This is a genomic window from Flavobacterium chryseum, assembly GCF_004362015.1.
Lineage (GTDB): Bacteria > Bacteroidota > Bacteroidia > Flavobacteriales > Flavobacteriaceae > Flavobacterium.
In genome coordinates this window covers 254,509-272,299 of record NZ_SNWW01000006.1, presented here as the reverse complement: position 1 = coordinate 272,299, position 17,791 = coordinate 254,509, and the positions used below count along the sequence as shown (strand labels likewise).

The window sequence follows — 17,791 nt, the reverse complement described above, 5'->3', positions numbered from 1 at the left end:
TTAAGTCATTTAAAGTGACTTTAGGTTTAAAATCTATTTACGTAACCCCAAAATTAATTTAGATATGAAAAGAATTAAACTCACAAAAATTCCTATTCTGATCACATTGTTTTTTGTGTTCTCGAATTTTATACACGGTCAGGGAGCCATACCATTTACGATAACCAATAGTTCTACATTTAATGACAACGAATTGTATGTAGCCATTGTAGGTATTGATTACACCACCGGAAACCACGTTTGGGTAAATGCCAAAACAAGTCAGGTTTTACCAATGAGTCCCTCTTACAATACCGTTACGGGACCAACAATTGGCGGAAATACCGGACCGGGACAAAACTCAAAATATGCAGCTTGTTTTACCAAACTAAGCGAAATTCCAAATAAAACTTTCACATTGCCTTTAATCGCAGGCTGCAGGGTTTTTATCGCCAAAGGTTCACAATTGTATTTTTACTTTTTTGGAGCCAATGGCGCTCCTTCGGGATATACTTCTCCGAATCCGCTAAACGTTACAGATCCAAATCAGGGCATTTTATATGAAATTATTGAATTAACAAACAATCAATACGGTTTCTTTGGAAATCCTTCGAGAGTTGATTCGTATAAATACCCAATGGGAATGGAATTATTCGGAGCTAACGGATATCAGAAAAAAGTAGGTGAACTAAAAAAACACGCTGATATTGTAGCCGCTTTTAAAGCGAATGTTCCAGCAGAATTTCAAGGTTGCGTAAATGATGCAACGGGCGAAATTACAGCGCCATCTAAAACTCCAGCTTTCGCAGACGGAACGGGTGGAACTTCTGTAGGACCTCAAGCCAATTATTTAAAATCATATATCGATGCGATCTGGAATAAATATAAAAATGAAGATTTAATATTTTATGCCGGAGATGCGGGAGTTTTTAAAGGAAGAGTTATTGGTGAACAATTAGAAGTTGTGGGACAATCAGGAGGTTTTGTTGGCCGCACGGGAAGAGTTCAAAGCCGACCAACAACGCAGGAAGCGCTTGAAGGAAAAGGTGTTCTGGACAGAAGACTGGTTGATGGTGATTTAGATCTTGTAGTTCAGGCGCAACTTACAGCGGCCATTAACAGACATATGGTGAATACTACAACACCAAATCCGGGACAACAAAACTGGTACAATGCAGCACAATTTTATCAAACAAACCCAACCAATCATTATTCTAAATTCTGGCATTTACCGGGAATTAGCATTGATAATCTTGCGTACGGATTTGCTTATGATGATGTGGCAGATCAGTCACCATCGCTTCATACGCCGCAGCCGACAAAAGTAATTGCCGTTTTTGGCGGATATGCCGGAACAGTTCCTTCTGTTCCCGCTACAACGGATGTAATTACGGTTTATAAAGATTGTAATTATACAGGATTTTCAGGCGGATTAACGATTGGAGATTATAATTTGGCGCGTTTAAAAACATTAGGTGTTGACGATGATGCTATATCTTCTCTTAAAATTACACAGGGTTTTAAGGCGATTTTATATCAGGATGATAATTTTGGCGGAACTTCAACTGTAATTACTTCTGATAATTCTTGTTTGAATACAACCTGGAATGATAAAGTAACTTCGATTAGAATTTTAGCAAACGGAACTACAACTTTAGGAAATCAAACTTTCTTTTTGCAAAACAGAAACAGTGGTTTGAATATGGATGTTTGGAGTGCAAGTTTAGCAAACGGAGCTAATGTTGCTCAGGGAACGGTAAATTCAGCAAACAACCAGAAATTCACTTTCACACACTTAGGCGATGGATTGTATAAAATTATAGCAAACCACAGCGGTCAGTCTTTAGATGTAAATAATTTCAATAAAGCGAATGGTGCAAACGTAGAGCAATATCCATACAATGCGACAACAAACCAACAATTTGTATTGGTTGCTACTGGCGATGGATTTTATAAAATTGTGGCCAGACACAGCGGTAGAATCGTTGAAGTTGCAGGAGCAAGTACAGCAAATGGTGCCAATGTACAGCAATGGGATAACAACAATCAAACGTGCGGACAATGGAAACTTGTTCCGGCTACAACTTCTCAAACATCTGTTTTAATTCAGGCGGAAGATTATTCTGCTATGAACGGTATTCAGGTGGAAGCTACAACAGATACTGGCGGAGGTTCAAATGTTGGTTATACCGAAACTGGCGATTGGTTAGCCTACAACAGTGTTAATTTTCCAACAACTGGTTCTTATCTAATCGAATACAGAGTGGCAAGTGCAGTCGCAGGCGGTAGATTATCTTCTGATTTAAACGGCGGAACTATTGTTTTAGGCAATGTTGATGTACCGAATACCGGAGGATGGCAAAACTGGCAAACGGTTTCTCAAACGGTAAACGTAAATGCAGGAACGTACAATTTCGGAATTTACATTCAGAATACCGGAATGAACATCAACTGGATAAAAATTACAAAAGTTGGTGCTGGTTTAGCTGCAAAAACGACTTCGCCTACGGTAGAAGAAGAACCTGTTGCAGCTGTTTTAACGATATATCCAAGCCCGGTAGAAAATACGCTTTTCATCACGACAGAAGTAGACGGAAGTAATGCAAGCATTGTAGATTCTCAAACAGGAGCTGTCGTTGTATCACAAAAAATCAATAACAATAGCGTAGATGTTTCGCGTTTAAGAACCGGAATTTATTTGCTTGTTGTTGAAAAAGACGGACAAAAAACGGTAAAACGTTTTATCAAAAAATAGCATTAAATAGGATTTCAGATTTTAGACTTTAGATTTTAGATTGGATTTTGATACCGAATAATTTTTGATACCAAATTCCGATTACATAGTAAATCTAAAGTCTAAAATCTAAAATCAACAATTTATTAAATTCTCCCCCAAAATTTAAATATCTATTAATCTATTAAAAAATGTTACCATGAAAAACAATTACAAAGCGATCCAGCTAAGATGGATCTTAATTTTCGTTCTGGGTGTTTTCAATTTATCAATGGCCCAAAAAAAAGTAATCGCTTACATTCCAAACTGGATTGATCTGAATTCATTTTCGAGCACCATTCAGTACAGTAAATTAACGCATATCAACATTGCGTTTGAAAATCCCGATGCAAACGGATATTTAACGTTCAATTCAGGAAGTAATACCATTATCAATGCCGCGCATGCTCAAAATGTAAAAGTTTTTGTATCTCTTGGAGGAGGTGCAATTTCTGAAGGAGGAGCCATTCGTGACAATTATTTTAATCTGATTACACCTGGAAACAGAACGGCATTTATTCAAAAAATCTACGATTATGTTATCGCTCACAATTTTGATGGTGTCGATGTAGATTTAGAAGGCCCTGCAATTAATGGTGATTACGGAGGATTTGTAATAGCTTTAGCTAATAAATTACATTCTGGCGGAAAACAAATTACAGCTGCGCTTTCTGAAGGTTATGGCGGTGCAAATGTTCCAGTGTCTACTTTTGCTGCTTACGACTGGATTAATATTATGGCTTATGATGCAACAGGACCTTGGCAACCAGGAAATCCTGGACAACACTCTCCTTACACCATGGCTGTAAATCAGTTTAATTACTGGACAGGAAGAGGTTTACCGGCAAGTAAAGCCATTATCGGACTTCCGTTTTATGGATATGGTTTTGGAGCTTCAGCTAATCAGGGAATTTCATTTGCCAATATCGTAGCCCAATATCCGGGTGCAGAAAATGTAGACCAGGTTGGTAATACAATTTATTACAACGGAATTCCAACTATCAAAGCAAAAACAACTTTTGCAATTCAAAACGCAGGTGGAGTTATGATTTGGGAATTGTCTCAGGATGCAACTGGTTCAAAATCATTACTTACTGCTGTTGATCAGGTTGTTAAAGGAGGTCAGCCACCAGTAGGAACAGGTACTTTGATACAAGCAGAAAATTTTTCTTCAATGAGCGGTATTCAAACTGAAGGAACAACTGATACTGGCGGAGGTTCAAATGTAGGTTACGCAGATACAGGAGACTGGATGGCGTATTACAATATCAATTTTCCAACATCAGGTTCTTATGTAATTGAATACAGAGTAGCAAGTGCTGTTTCAGGAGGAAGATTATCTTCTGATTTAAGTGCCGGAACAATCCAACTTGGTGCTGTTGATGTACCTAACACAGGAGGATGGCAAAATTGGCAAACGATTACCCAAACCGTAAACGTAAATGCCGGAACGTATAACTTCGGAATATATGTTCAAAATACGGGTTGGAATCTAAACTGGTTCAGAATCACAAAATCAGGATCGGCTTTAGCAGCAAAATCAGCTTCAACAGATAAAATTGAAAGTCTGACAGTTTATCCAAGTCCAACAGAAAACGAACTTTTCTTTTCTGCAGAAATTTCAGGAGCAAACGTAAGTATTATCAATTCTCAGGATGGCGCTACAATTTCATCACAAAAAGCCAGCACCAACAGTATTGATGTTACAAGTTTAAAAAGCGGAATCTATTTGATTTTAGTTGAAAAAGACGGAATCAAAACGGTGAGACGTTTTATTAAGAAATAAGACAAAATGAAGAAAAATATAAAAGTTTTAATTCATTCAAAGCTACTCTTATTCGCATTTATTTTCGTTGGTTTAAGTTGCCATGCGCAGGTCATAATGTTTGATGATTTTAATTATTCAGGCAATACTGATCCACAATTGGCATCCTTTAACAAATGGCAAATTATTAATGGCGTAAGTGGACCTCCGGAAGGAGCCACTTACAGCCGTAATAACGTCAATTTTATTACAGACCCGAATGATTCAGCTAATAAGTTGATGACATTGAAAACAACGGTTAATGGTCAGTCAAAAGCGGTAACACATTCCAGAATAGAAAGTTCTTACGAATATTTTGAAGGAACTTACGCATCAAGAGTGTATTTATCAGATGAATCTTTTATAAGTAAAGATGCCAACATACAGACCTTTTTTACCATTGTAAGTTCAAGTCTTGCTCAGGATGGTTCAAAATATAGTGAAATGGATATAATAGAGTATATGGCTGCTGATAAATGGGGTGTTTCTCCAGACAATCGAGTTGGCTATACCACTTCCTATCACAAATATATTGCAAATCCATGGAAGCCCTGGAAAACCTATTCTACCCAGCAAAAATCATTAGCCGGGTGGCATACTTTCATTGCTACCTGCACAGATGGTGTCAATATCAGATATTATATGGATAATACCCTTATTGCAACTCATTCTGTTACCGATAATGAAACTCAGGCAGGTCTTCCGGTTTATCCCCGAAGTACGATGCAGGTAGCATTCGCAAACTGGATTTGGAATAATGTATTGGGTACTGGTACTAACAACAGAGAGAATACTTTCATGACAGACTGGGTTTTATATTATAAAAATACAGCCTTAGATCTAGCCCAGGTTAATACTTTGGTGGCTAATTATAAAGCACAAGGTTTAAAAAGAAGAAATCTGGCAGGACAAACCTTTTATGAAACACCACAACAAACTGGTGTTGCCACAGTTTATAAGGATTGTAATTATGCTGGATACGCTGTTAGTTTACAAACCGGGGATTATACTTTGAGTCAATTGCAGGCAAAAGGAATTTCAGATAATGATATTTCTTCACTTAAAGTACAAAGTGGCTATGAAGTAGTGCTTTACGCAAACGATAATTTTTCCGGTTCATCTACCATTATTACTGCTGATGATACTTGTTTGGTTGATAACACTTTCAATGATGTTGCTACTTCTGTAAGAGTGAGAGCCATAACAAATTCTTCATCAGTATTGATTGAAGCGGAAAGTTATGCCAACATGAGCGGAATTCAAACCGAAGCAACCACAGATACTGGCGGTGGATTAAATGTGGGTTATGCAGATACAGGTGACTGGCTGTCTTATAACAACATTAATTTTCCAACATCCGGTTCTTATTTAATTGAGTACAGAGTCGCGAGTGGTGTTAACGGAGCAATTATTTCTTCATATTTGAGTGCAGGAGCGATTCAGCTTGGTTCTGTAAACATACCGAATACCGGAGGATGGCAAAACTGGCAAACAGTAAGTCAGACTGTAAACGTAAATGCCGGAACTTATAATTTCGGAATTTATATTCAGAATACAGGTGTGAATCTCAACTGGATCAGAATTACGAAATCGGCTTCAGCTTTGGCGGCAAAATCAGTTTCAACAGATAAAATTGAAAGCCTGACTGTTTATCCAAGTCCTACAGAAAGTATACTTTTCTTTACTGCTGATGTTTCAGGAGCAAATTTGAGTATTATAAATTCTCAGGATGGCGGTACAGTTTCATCACAAACCGTTAACACTAACAGTATTGATGTTTCAGGTTTAAAATCAGGAATCTATTTGATTTTAGTTGAAAAAGACGGAGTCAAAACCGTAAGGCGTTTTATTAAAAAATAATTTTTTACTCGCTACAGATTACAGAATTAATAAGATTTTTTTATTTCACGCAGATTTTGGCAGATTTAATTTTGATAGCAATCAGCTTAAATCTTTTTAAATCTGCGTGAAAAATAAAACACACAGGAACATAGGTTTCTCATAATGTTAGTATAGTTTGTGATTCCGGGAAACGAGGAATCTTCGCAAGTTGCTATGTAAAGTACTTCAAATCTTTGTGGAACTGTATTGTATAGATCCTTCCTTCGTCAGGATGACAAAAATGAGGATAAAATCTATGTTTCTATGTGTTTAAAAATCATGCAACGTATAAAATAGTAATCCCCAAACCTCAAATTCATATGAAAAACAATTACAGAATTCGCTTAAGTTTACTCCTGTTTATTGCTTTTAGCAGTTTTGCCGTTGCGCAGACTTCTTTAGGCTCGAGTAAAACCTTCATGAACAATTTAAAGAACGGACTCGCAAATGCTACTTCAAAAAGCACAGAGAAAACCGTTTTGCTTGAGGCAGAGAATAAAAACTTCAATGCAAAAATCAATTACAAACAATCAAATGCTTCACTTGAATTTTTGATTGGAGAAATCGCTAACGTTCCGGAATCTTCTTTTTACATTAAAGTAATGGATAAATCGCTGGAAGGGCATATCATTTTAAAGAAAACAAGAGAAGCTTACAAATACTACTCTGATGCTAAAGGAAACGCCTATGTTTCTAAAGTAGACATCAATACGCTGATATGTATCGATTACAAAAATGTTCCTGAAATAAATAAAACGACCAGTAAAACAGCAGTCGCGGCTGCAATCGCTCCGGCTTTATTGAATTTACAAAGTTTACCGGGAGCTGCAGGTTGCGTTATGCTGGATTTTGACGGTTATAATATGCCGGCAGGAAATCTTTGGAATAACGGAAACGCAATTAATGCAGCACCATCGGGAATGAGCGATGCTGATGTACAACAACATTGGGAAGTAGTGGCAGAAGATTACAGACCTTTTAATGTAAATGTTACAACAAACGAAGCTGTATTTAATTCATACCCAAGAAACAGAAGAATGCGCGTGGTGGTAACTCCAACCAATACTGCAGCCCCGGGGGCGGGAGGTGTGGCATATATTGGTTCCTTCAATTGGGACAATGATGTACCGTGTTGGGTATTTATTACTTCTGGTAAATCTGGTGGAGATGCCTCAGCGCATGAAGTTGGCCATACTTTCGATCTTGGTCATGACGGACGTACAAATCCTGCTGAAGATTATTTTGTGGGTATAAACAATACTTCCTGGGCACCAATTATGGGAGCTGGTTACTACAGACCGGTTGTACAATGGAGTAAAGGAGAATATGATTATGCCAATAACAAACAAGATGATGTTGCCATTATTGCCAGTACTAAATTTGGTGTAGGATACAGAGGTGACGATTACGGAAATAACACCGCATCTGCAGCCAATTTAGATTATAACGGAAGTGGAGCCATCAATCAGAAAAACGGAATTATTTCCAGCGATGCTGATTATGATTTCTTTACGTTTACTACAGGTGGCGGAAATGTTTCAATCAACGCCAATACAGTTTCAAGAGACGGAAATTTGCATCTTTTAATCAGGTTGTATAATGCTGCCGGAGCAGAAATGGGAACGTATTGGAATTCTGATCCGTTTGCTTTAAATGCTTCTATGAATGTGAATTTGCCAGCCGGTAAATATTTTATCGGAGTTGATGGCAGCGGAGCAGGAAGTGCCGGTTATGGCGGATATTCTGCTTACGGTTCTATCGGAAGTTATTCTGTTACAGGAACAATTCCTCCCGGAGGAAATATTAGTCCTACAACAGATGTTATTACGGTTTATAAAGATTGTAATTATACCGGATTTTCGGGCGGTTTAACCATCGGAGATTATAATATGGCACGTTTAAATTCTCTTGGAGTTTTGAATGATGATATTTCTTCTCTTCGAATTACACAGGGATTTCAGGCGATTTTATATCAGGATGATAATTTTACAGGTGGTTCTACAGTAATTAATTCTGATAATTCATGTTTGAATGCAACATGGAATGATAAAGTAACTTCTATCCGAATTATCGCAAACGGAGTTACTACTTTAGGAAATCAGACTTTCTTTTTGCAAAACAGAAACAGCGGCCTGAATATGGACGTTTGGACTGCTAGTTTAGCAAATGGAGCTAATGTTGCCCAAGGAACTGTAAACTCAGCAAACAACCAGAAGTTTACGTTTACTCATTTAGGAGATGGATTGTATAAAATTATTGCCAATCACAGCGGTCAGTCTTTAGATGTAAATAACTTCAATAAAGCAAATGGTGCTAATGTTGAGCAATATCCGTATAACGGAACGACCAACCAACAATTTATTTTAGTTGCTGCAGGCGATGGATTTTACAAAATTATTGCAAGACACAGCGGAAGAATTGTTGAGGTTGCCAATGCAAGTACAGCTAATGGTGCCAATGTACAGCAATGGGACGATAACGGTCAGACTTGCGGACAATGGAAATTAATTTCTACGACAACAGCCCAAACTTCTACATTAATTCAGGCCGAAAATTACTCTGCTATGAGCGGAATTCAGGTAGAAGCTACAACAGATACTGACGGAGGTTCGAATGTTGGTTATACAGAAACCGGCGATTGGTTGGCGTATAATAATATCAATTTCCCTACAACAGGCTCTTATTTAATTGAATACAGAGTAGCAAGCGGTGTAGCTGGCGGCAAATTATCGTCTGATTTAAATGGTGGAACTATTATTTTAGGAAATGTTGATATTCCAAATACGGGAGGATGGCAAAACTGGCAAACGGTTACACAAACAGTGAGTGTAAATGCCGGAACGTACAATTTTGGAATCTACATTCAGAATACCGGAATGAACATCAACTGGATCAGAATTACTAAAATTGGTGCAGCAGCAAGTCCAAAATCATCTGCAATTATTGCTGAAGAAGAAGTTGATGAGGTTGCATTCAATGTTTATCCAAATCCGGTATCAGAAACGCTTTTCTTTACTACAGATGTTAGTGGCGGAAATGTTAGCGTAGTGGATTCTCAAACAGGAAATTTGGTTGCAAAACAAAAAGTAAATGATAACAGCATTGACGTTTCAGGTTTAAGAAGAGGCGTTTATATTGTTGTTTTTGATAAAGAAGGTAAACAAACAATTAAAAGATTTATAAAGAAATAAACTTTTAACCATAATGTAAAAAGGCTGCCCGAAAAGGCAGCCTTTTTTTATGATTTCTAATTCAGAAAAAATCACGAATTATTTGGTTTTGGTTTTATCAAGTTCACCAATAAACGGAATCGAATCCTGAATTTCAGATCGTATAATAATTTGCAGGTATTGTTCTAACTGAATAAACTTTGCAGCGTTCATAGGCCCAATTACTTTTTTGGCCTTGCCATACGTTTTAGATAACAGTTTCTCTAAATCTACATTATTGGTCAAATTATTTTTGGTCAGTTCATCAGCTTTTTCGTCAGTAAGAGTACTATAATTGGTTGCATAGTCATCGATAATCTGAATTTTTTTAGCGCCTAAAGCTTTGCGGTCTTTTTCGTAATTATTATACACTTCCTCAAATGCTTTTGCCTGTTCATCCGACAAATTCAGATACTGATCTACAATTTGCTCTTTAGATTTACCATAAATATCCTGAATTATAGCAACTTCATCCTGAGCGAACATAGTTGTAGAAACTGTAATGGCTAACAATAAAAATAATTTTTTCATAATTGTGGTTTTTTAATAGCGTTAAAAATATTTTAAAGGTTGTAACATATTATTTGTTGAAATCATAACTTAATGTGGCACCTAATCCAAATTGATAAGTAGAAACATAATCAGTAGCAGCTACAATACCGATATTAGTCCAATAGTAACTATTGCCAACGGCGGCTGACATCGATTGTAAGTAAGCATTCAGGTTAATAGACAATGGCGAGCTTGTTGTAATTTTTACCCCTAATTTCGCCTCCCAGGCAAAATAAGTTCCTGTACCACTTCGTGGAGTTTCTAAAATAGCAACACCAGCTCCGGCTCCAAGGTACGGCAGTAATTTACCAGAGCCAGTTGTAAAATAATGAGCGTAATCAAGTAATACATAATTAATAGCACCTTTATCATCGCCCTCATTTAGTTGGGTTCCCAGAGGTCCGTACAGAGGTAATTTCGTATCAGGTCTATTGTATTTCAATTCTACCGAACTGTTTTCGATAAAGAAATACTCCAGACCGGCACCATATTCAAAACCATCCTCTACATAGCCATACATATTGTCGAATTCAACTTTGTCTGAAAAGGCATAACCGCCATATAAATTAAGTAAAAACGATTGTGATTGCTGCGCTGTGGCAAAAATGGAGCATAAAAAAACAACGAATAATAGATTATATTTTTTCATAATTCAGGGTTTTAATTAGATGTATCTATTTTTAATTTGATTTCTTATCAGTAAGACTTTACTGATTTTTTTTTAAACTAAAAGCAAAATTAATTTTAGTTTTTTATAAAACATTTTTAAGCGCTGTAAGTTTGTTTCAAATTAGAAAATGAAACAATTTTTGAATTAAAAGCCTCTATTTTATGGGATTTTTAGAATTGATTGTTTAGTTTATTCTTAAGTAAATAAAAAAAGTCCATTTCATTTTTTTGAAATGGACTTTTACCAATCATAAATTGGCTTTGTATTTTCTGGAATTTAATTTAGAATCAGGTCTATGTTTTTTGATAATCTTGGTGCTAATTCAGGATTTGGGCTATTGTTCAAAATCCACGGTACAAGTTCAGCATTTTTAATGATCTCTTGTTTTGAATATAACATACTAAAATATTCCTGTCTTTCGAACCCGTCTGCAGGCACCGGAAGATTTTTTTGATCTTCAGAAAGATCTTCAAAATAATATCTTGATTTTGCAAGTGAAGGATATTTGCCTAATAAATAATCATTTATAGTATAAGATGCTCCTTCTTTATACAAATCTTCTCTTATTATAGGTGTAATAGTCAGTTTTTTAATGTTCTGTTTTAAATTTCTGTAAGCTTCTTTTGTAGTCGAAAAATCAGATTGTAAAAGTTTGTTCTTTTGCGATAATTGCCTGATAACAGAAAGCCGTACATAATCGCCGTTTATTTCTATCACTTTAAAAATAAAATACTTGTTTTCTATGCTTTGGCTGCCATTAGGCCCTCTTTGTTTACTAAAAATAAAACTCCCTAATTGCAATTTGTGTTCCGGATTGTTAATGGCTTTTTTCCACATATACGGATTATAAACCATTTGTTTAAAAACATAAAAAGCGATTATCACAATAAGGCTTACGAGTAGTATTTTTTTCATTTGATCAGAAATTTAAAAGGCATTTAGATTCGAAAGATAACACCTTTCATTGATTTTTATCAATTTTAAAATTATACTTTAAACCATTTCAAAATTAAAGTAAGCGTTGTTCTTTTGTAAAATTCAGGCATCCTAAACCAATCAATAACAAATTGAAAATTAGTAATGGTAAAAAAGCTTTTGCAAAATTTATTTCAGATTCGTCGCTAAAAGTTTCGACTTTAAATTTCGACCAGTTTTCTTTTTCAACAGCAGCATTATCGAATATTTTGGGATAAAAATACAACCTAATTTTTTCGTGAAATTCTTTTGTTTTCTTTAAAAATAAAAGTTGGTTTTCAAGATCAGATTTTGCGATTTCATTCAACTGAATTTGAGTATGTAATGTTGGTACAAATTGAGCGATCAAATGACTGGCCTGATTTCGCTGTTCGAGCTTTGTTTCTAATTCTCCCGATTGAATTGCCGATTCGTCGTCGCCCATTTGCTGCATGGCATAATACCAAAGCCAGCTAAATTCGGCATCAGGCAAAACATAACTTTTAAATTGCGGATAATGCTTGTAGAATTTTTCGAGTGTAACTTTTTTGTCCATGTCCCATTTTTCGTGATAGGCATTTCTTTGTTTCAAAGTTAGTTCCAACGCTTCGGGAACAGGATATTTATTGACAATATAACTATTGATTGTTGCCGGCAAAATAATAATCATAAACAACCAAATCGTTAATAAAATAACAGCATTGAAGTTTGAATTCTTTTGCAGGGAAACAATATAAAAACAAACTGAAAACCAAAAAATAATATATGAAACGGAAAGAATGTAAAATGTAAAAAGTGACTTGTCTAATGGAATTTTCAAAAAGAAAATGGCTGTAAAAAGTACAATGCTTAAAAGTACGATCAAACTTAAAATTCTGATGTAGAATAATTTAAGAATATATAAAAAGGTGTTATCACTTTGTGTTGCCACAATTTTCCAGGTTCCGGATTCTTTTTCTTCAGAAACTATATTATAGGTAAAAGCGATAATCAAAAGAGGAAAAAGATAGATAAGCACAAAACTAAAATCGATATTTCCTAATAACAAATTGCTCGGGTTGTTTAGTTCTGAATCATATTTTTGAGCTTCTAAACCACGAATAGTTACACTTTGAATGGACGGATTTACATCACGCTGGCCAATTGCCAAACTGTTTATGGGAAGCGTTTTGTTGACCAAAGAAAATTTGATGTAGTAGAGCAGAAGCCCCATTTCGTCTTTATGGTATTTTGCATTTCTGGCAATATGCTCCTTTTGATAAAGGGCCGCTTCGTTGATATTTTTAGTTTGCTTTTGTTGAAATTGTTGTCCAATTAAAAGACTTATAAAAGCGATGATCAACAAAAAAAGCAAGCCAATTTTTGTTCCTTTCGATCGTATGAAATTTTTAAATAATAATGCTAACATTTTAAATGGCTTTAAGGTTTTTGGCGGCTATTTTTATGACAATAAACAACAGGCTAATCCAGAGAATAATAGAGAGGATAGAAATGATTTCGCTTTTTAAAACATCCCGGATTCCTTTAGGTTCATAATGAAATTCTTTTATGTCTGCCCAGTGTTCTTTGCCAATTATGGCTGGTTTGGCTTTGTTATTACTGATGTATTTTATCTGTAAAGCGTTCATTTTTTGTGCCATCGTATAACGATAAGCTTCCGCTTGTTTTTGAAAATCGATATAGGAATCATAATCCGTATTGGATAATCCCATCGATAGATTTTTCATCGCGATGTACGGATTTATAAACGAAACTGTCTTGGAAAAACTGTTTTGCTTTTTATAAATCTGAAGTAAATCTTCGAGATGTTTGTTATAAATATGAGAACTGATTTTCTCGCATTCAGTCATGATAAAACCTGAATAATTAAAAGGCAGTTTTTGAACAGAATCTACTTTGTAAGCACGAAGCAAAGAATCTTTAATTGCTTTATAATACGGGTCATTAGGGTTATGGCTGTCGCCTTGTTTGAGAATATCTTTTTCGATATCGCTGTTAAATTGTATTTTCGACGGCGCTTCATAAATGTAAGCACCAATTGCCTGGATTGTTCTCGGTAAAATAATCGTAAAAATAAGCCAGATCCCAATTAACGAAACCAAAGCTTTTTTTGAGGTTTTGCTTGAAGCAGAAACCAAAACAGCAATCGCGCAAAAAAACAACAGATATATAAAATGAAAGAAAACAAACAAGACCATTTTGATCGTTTCATCTGCAGAAATGCTAAAATTTTGAAGCAATAACCAAATGAAAACGAGAATAATGATGGTTGGAATAAAAAGCAGCATAATTACAGAAACAATTGCTAATGTTTTGCCCAGTAAAAGTTGTCTCCAATTGATACCCTGACTCAAAAGTAGTTTTAAGGTTCCATTTTCTCTTTCGGCTGCGACCGCATTAAATCCGATAAAAAAGATTAATAAAGGCAATAGAATTTGCAAAACCATCGCAATGCTGATTTCTCCAAAACGAAGCATGCTGTTAGAAAATCCTGCTTCAGAAAAATTAGCGGTGTTTTGTTTGTGCGCTTCGAGAAATATGGCGTTCCCGAAAAAGGGTTCCATTCCAAATTCAAAAACACTTAGCGGTGTACTTTTTCGAAAGGCGAAATTTCCGTAGTGCGCCATTCTGTGCGGATTTTTATCCGGATTTTTCAACCAGTCTTCTCTGGATTCGTGTTGGTATTTTTCGCTGGTTTCATTTTGGTTAGTATAATTTTTCCAACCTGAAAATGCTGCGTAAAGCAATAAAACACCAATAAAAATGGTGATGATATAAACAGCCGAATTTTTAAAAACTGATTTTCTAAAATGCTGGGCTATTAATTTTTCTGCGTGTAATGACATAGTTACAGATTAAAATTTATAAGTTACAGTTAGCGTGGCATTTCGAGGCATCCCTGGAAATAATCTCAAATAATTTTGAGCGCCCAACCAATAGGTTTTATTGAATACATTGCCGGCATTTACCGCAATTTGCAAATTGCTTTTGTTGGGTTTATAATATAAAGCGGCATCAAAAACGGTAAAATCAGGAATTGTAAAATCTCTGGTAAACCACGGAATTTTACTGCTTTGATATTGCATCCCGAAACCAATTCCCAAATCCTTCAAAACCGAATCGTCTTTGAAATTATAGCGTGTCCATAAATTGGCGCTGTTTTTTGGGGTGTTTTGTTTTCTGGCGCCAATCAAAGATTCGTTACGGTCATTGGTAATTTTAGCATCGATGTAACTGTATGAAGCATTTATTTGCCAGTCTGGAGTAATATAACCGGCCAAATCGCACTCAAAACCGCGGCTTCTTTCTGCACCTCTTGTTACCAGTAAATCCGGATTTACAGGATCGTTGGCATTCATTAAAATATTACGCTGATTTATTTCGTAAACCGCTGCATTAAAACTCATTGTATTATCAAGGAAAGTGGCTTTTAGTCCAATTTCTTTCAAATTACTTTCAAGCGGATCAAATAAACTTCCGGCTGGTAATGATCCCGTTTGTGGCATTAAAGTAACCGTATTCGATTGAGGCTGATATCCTTCGAGATACGTTGTGTAAACATTTATCGCTTTGTTAATCGCATAAGTCACACCAACTCGCGGTAACAAAGCTGTCTTTTTAACCTTCAATTCATTGCTTGTTTCATAATTCGTAATATCTTCAAACCATTCGTTTCTCAAACCCAATAAAAAAGTGAATTTTTCCCACTGAATCATATCCTGAATATAAATGGCGTTGGTTGTAGTTAATGCAGATGGCAATGCTGTTCTAACATTCAACGTATAATCATCGGCACTTCGAACCGTGTAGGTTGGATTATTCAAATTAAAATAATTCACATTTGGTTTTGGCAACACAACACCGTCAATGGTTGTAGTTTGATAATTGGCAGCATTTGCCGGAACAAAGGTGCTGGCTACAGATCCGTCGTTTAATAAATAACCTCTTGCCGCATTTTGTCCGCCGCCTTTGGTTTTGTTCCAACTGCTTAAATAGTAACCAGTCAATAATTTATGATTTAGTTTTCCAGTTTTAAAATCAAAATTTAAAAAAGCCGTTAAATTGTCCACATTCCAATATTGCTGGCGCTGTACAAATTGCATCATTGCCAGACTAGTAACAGGCTGATTGTTCATATCAACGGCAAAACCATTTGTAGTGCGGTGTTCCTGAAGATCTTCTGTCCAGGATTGTTTCATGTACGAAGCATTAAAACCAATTTTAGAAGTGAATTTATGAGCAAGATTGGTCGTAAAAATCATTTCTTTCGATTTAAAAAAATCACTTGGCGCGCCCAGATTTAGACTTATTGGCGTTTTATTGAGATTGGTAACTCCGGCAACGGCGCCAAAAATAGGCTGTCCGCGATCAAGAATTCCGGTCATGTCGCTCAGGATTAATTCGGTATTAATAGCGGTTTTCTCATTCGGAATATAACTGAAAGATGGCGAGATCAAATACGATTTATTGCCAACCAAATCACGAAACGATTTAGCTTCCTGATACGCTGCGTTTACACGATATAGCAAAGTTTTAGATTCGTTTAAAGGCCCTGTAAAATCTAAAGTTCCACGGAAAGTACTAAAACTTCCAACACTTAAACTGACTTCTTTTCGTTCAATAGCCAAAGGTTTTTTTGTTACCAAATTGATGCTTCCGCCCGGATCTACAGACGAAAATGTCGCGCTCGATGGTCCTTTAATAACTTCGACACGTTCTATATTGCTCGTTAAAGGCTGTAGAAAATAATACTGGCGTGTTCGCATTCCGTTTATAATCTGGCCTTCTTCATTTTGACTAATTCCACGAATGGTGTATTGATTGTAATAACTGGCAGGAATTACACCGCTTGTCATTTTTACTGCATCTGCTAGATAAAAAGCAGCTTTGTCAGCAATTAATTCTTTGGTAACTGTTGAGATAGATTGCGGAATATCTTTGTTGAGTACAGCCGTTTTGGTTGCTGCAAATGAATAATCGCTGTTGTATTTTTTTGTAGAACGACCCACAATTTCAACAGTTTGTAATTCGTTCCATTCCATTTTGATGGAATCTTTAGCGATGCTGTCTTTAATTTTTTCATTAATTGCCTGTCCTTGTAAATAACCCGAACTAACGATTATAAACAGCAATGTAAATAAATGTTTCATTTTTATATTGATGGAAAATTTTCCTTTTAAACTGTTTGTAAATACAAATTCTCAAGATCGTTGGCTGAGATTTTAGCTGCCTCAATAACCGTAACAAGATTTCCCTGTTTCATGATTCCGATGTGTGTGGCAACTTCTCTGGCTCTGAAAATGTCATGTGTTGCCATTAAAATTGCGGTCCCGTCTGCAGAAAGTTCTTTTAGGATTTGAGAGAATTCATTAGATGCTTTCGGATCTAATCCGCTTGTTGGTTCGTCCAGGAATAACACTTTTGCTCTTTTGGCAATCGCAATTGCAATGCCTACTTTTTGTCGCATTCCTTTAGAATAGCCGCCAAGATTTTGATCGTGTGCCGTAATTTGTAGTCCTGCTTTTGTTAAAAAATAAGTCAGTTCTCCGGTTGAATATTTAAATCCGGCAAGAGAGGAGAAGAATTTAAGGTTTTCGATTCCGGTAAGGTTGGGGTATAACATAACAGTTTCAGGAATGTAAGCCACATCTTTTTTGGTTTTATTTGCATCGGTGACAACCGAAATAGTATTGATTTTAATTTCGCCTTCGGTTGGTTTTATAAAGCCCAGAAATAAATTGATAGCAGTTGTTTTTCCGGCACCGTTTTGTCCTAAAAGAGCAAAAATTTCACCCTCTTTAATCGTTAAGTTTAGTGCATTCAAAGCGATATGTTCGCCATATTTCTTGGTTAGGTTTTTTGCTATAAGCATAGTTTATATTTATTTGGGATTATTTATTGAAATTGAAATAAGAATAGAGAAATCCTATACCAAAAACCGCTGAAAAGGCATTGATTCTGGATTTTCT

At 35.9% G+C, this 17,791-nt stretch carries 11 protein-coding genes; 4 read left to right on the top strand and 7 right to left on the bottom strand.

The features are described 5' to 3' along the window. The first annotated feature begins 64 nt into the window (after nucleotides 1–64). From EV143_RS13670 to EV143_RS21670, 4 genes are all read left to right on the top strand, one after another. The gene (locus tag EV143_RS13670; RefSeq protein ID WP_133508496.1) at nucleotides 65–2,734 is read left to right on the top strand and encodes a beta-1,3-glucanase family protein; all 2,670 of its coding nucleotides are present in this window, start codon (nucleotides 65–67) and stop codon (nucleotides 2,732–2,734) included. Nucleotides 2,735–2,912: 178 nt separating this feature from the next. After that, nucleotides 2,913–4,538, top strand: a complete 1,626-nt coding sequence (locus EV143_RS13665; protein WP_133508495.1) for a glycosyl hydrolase family 18 protein — start codon at nucleotides 2,913–2,915, stop codon at nucleotides 4,536–4,538. A 6-nt stretch (nucleotides 4,539–4,544) separates the two neighbouring features. Then, nucleotides 4,545–6,416, top strand: coding sequence for a carbohydrate-binding protein (locus EV143_RS13660; protein ID WP_243739871.1), 1,872 nt, complete (start codon nucleotides 4,545–4,547; stop codon nucleotides 6,414–6,416). 341 nt (nucleotides 6,417–6,757) lie between these two features. Continuing rightward, on the top strand, nucleotides 6,758–9,628 hold the full coding sequence (locus EV143_RS21670; RefSeq protein WP_243739870.1) for an RICIN domain-containing protein: 2,871 nt from the start codon (nucleotides 6,758–6,760) through the stop codon (nucleotides 9,626–9,628). Between the two features lie 78 nt (nucleotides 9,629–9,706). Here the strand turns inward: EV143_RS21670 and EV143_RS13650 are convergent, their stop codons facing one another. The 7 genes from EV143_RS13650 to EV143_RS13620 form a co-directional block, all read right to left on the bottom strand. Then, nucleotides 9,707–10,177, bottom strand: a complete 471-nt coding sequence (locus tag EV143_RS13650) for a hypothetical protein (RefSeq protein WP_133508494.1) — start codon at nucleotides 10,175–10,177, stop codon at nucleotides 9,707–9,709. Between the two features lie 49 nt (nucleotides 10,178–10,226). After that, complete coding sequence (locus tag EV143_RS13645; RefSeq protein ID WP_133508493.1) at nucleotides 10,227–10,847, bottom strand: outer membrane beta-barrel protein; 621 nt, start codon at nucleotides 10,845–10,847, stop codon at nucleotides 10,227–10,229. A 297-nt stretch (nucleotides 10,848–11,144) separates the two neighbouring features. Beyond that, nucleotides 11,145–11,783, bottom strand: a complete 639-nt coding sequence (locus tag EV143_RS13640; protein WP_133508492.1) for a hypothetical protein — start codon at nucleotides 11,781–11,783, stop codon at nucleotides 11,145–11,147. 94 nt (nucleotides 11,784–11,877) lie between these two features. After that, the gene (locus tag EV143_RS13635; RefSeq protein ID WP_133508491.1) at nucleotides 11,878–13,230 is read right to left on the bottom strand and encodes a DUF3526 domain-containing protein; all 1,353 of its coding nucleotides are present in this window, start codon (nucleotides 13,228–13,230) and stop codon (nucleotides 11,878–11,880) included. 1 nt (nucleotide 13,231) lies between these two features. Further along, entirely contained in the window at nucleotides 13,232–14,668 is a 1,437-nt protein-coding gene (locus tag EV143_RS13630) for an ABC transporter permease (RefSeq protein ID WP_133508490.1), read from the bottom strand. A gap of 9 nt (nucleotides 14,669–14,677) precedes the next feature. Beyond that, nucleotides 14,678–16,972 (bottom strand): TonB-dependent siderophore receptor, encoded by a 2,295-nt coding sequence (locus tag EV143_RS13625; RefSeq protein WP_133508489.1) that lies wholly within the window; start codon nucleotides 16,970–16,972, stop codon nucleotides 14,678–14,680. A 26-nt stretch (nucleotides 16,973–16,998) separates the two neighbouring features. Next, nucleotides 16,999–17,694, bottom strand: a complete 696-nt coding sequence (locus tag EV143_RS13620; RefSeq protein ID WP_133508488.1) for an ABC transporter ATP-binding protein — start codon at nucleotides 17,692–17,694, stop codon at nucleotides 16,999–17,001. Nucleotides 17,695–17,791: the final 97 nt, after the last annotated feature.

Bases quoted from the DNA above. Each gene is read 5' to 3' on its own strand.
- EV143_RS13670 (WP_133508496.1), top strand. From the start codon at position 65: ATGAAAAGAATTAAACTCACAAAAATTCCTATTCTGATCACATTGTTT.
- EV143_RS13665 (WP_133508495.1), top strand. From the start codon at position 2,913: ATGAAAAACAATTACAAAGCGATCCAGCTAAGATGGATCTTAATTTTC.
- EV143_RS13660 (WP_243739871.1), top strand. From the start codon at position 4,545: ATGAAGAAAAATATAAAAGTTTTAATTCATTCAAAGCTACTCTTATTC.
- EV143_RS21670 (WP_243739870.1), top strand. From the start codon at position 6,758: ATGAAAAACAATTACAGAATTCGCTTAAGTTTACTCCTGTTTATTGCT.
- EV143_RS13650 (WP_133508494.1), bottom strand. From the start codon at position 10,177: ATGAAAAAATTATTTTTATTGTTAGCCATTACAGTTTCTACAACTATG.
- EV143_RS13645 (WP_133508493.1), bottom strand. From the start codon at position 10,847: ATGAAAAAATATAATCTATTATTCGTTGTTTTTTTATGCTCCATTTTT.
- EV143_RS13640 (WP_133508492.1), bottom strand. From the start codon at position 11,783: ATGAAAAAAATACTACTCGTAAGCCTTATTGTGATAATCGCTTTTTAT.
- EV143_RS13635 (WP_133508491.1), bottom strand. From the start codon at position 13,230: ATGTTAGCATTATTATTTAAAAATTTCATACGATCGAAAGGAACAAAA.
- EV143_RS13630 (WP_133508490.1), bottom strand. From the start codon at position 14,668: ATGTCATTACACGCAGAAAAATTAATAGCCCAGCATTTTAGAAAATCA.
- EV143_RS13625 (WP_133508489.1), bottom strand. From the start codon at position 16,972: ATGAAACATTTATTTACATTGCTGTTTATAATCGTTAGTTCGGGTTAT.
- EV143_RS13620 (WP_133508488.1), bottom strand. From the start codon at position 17,694: ATGCTTATAGCAAAAAACCTAACCAAGAAATATGGCGAACATATCGCT.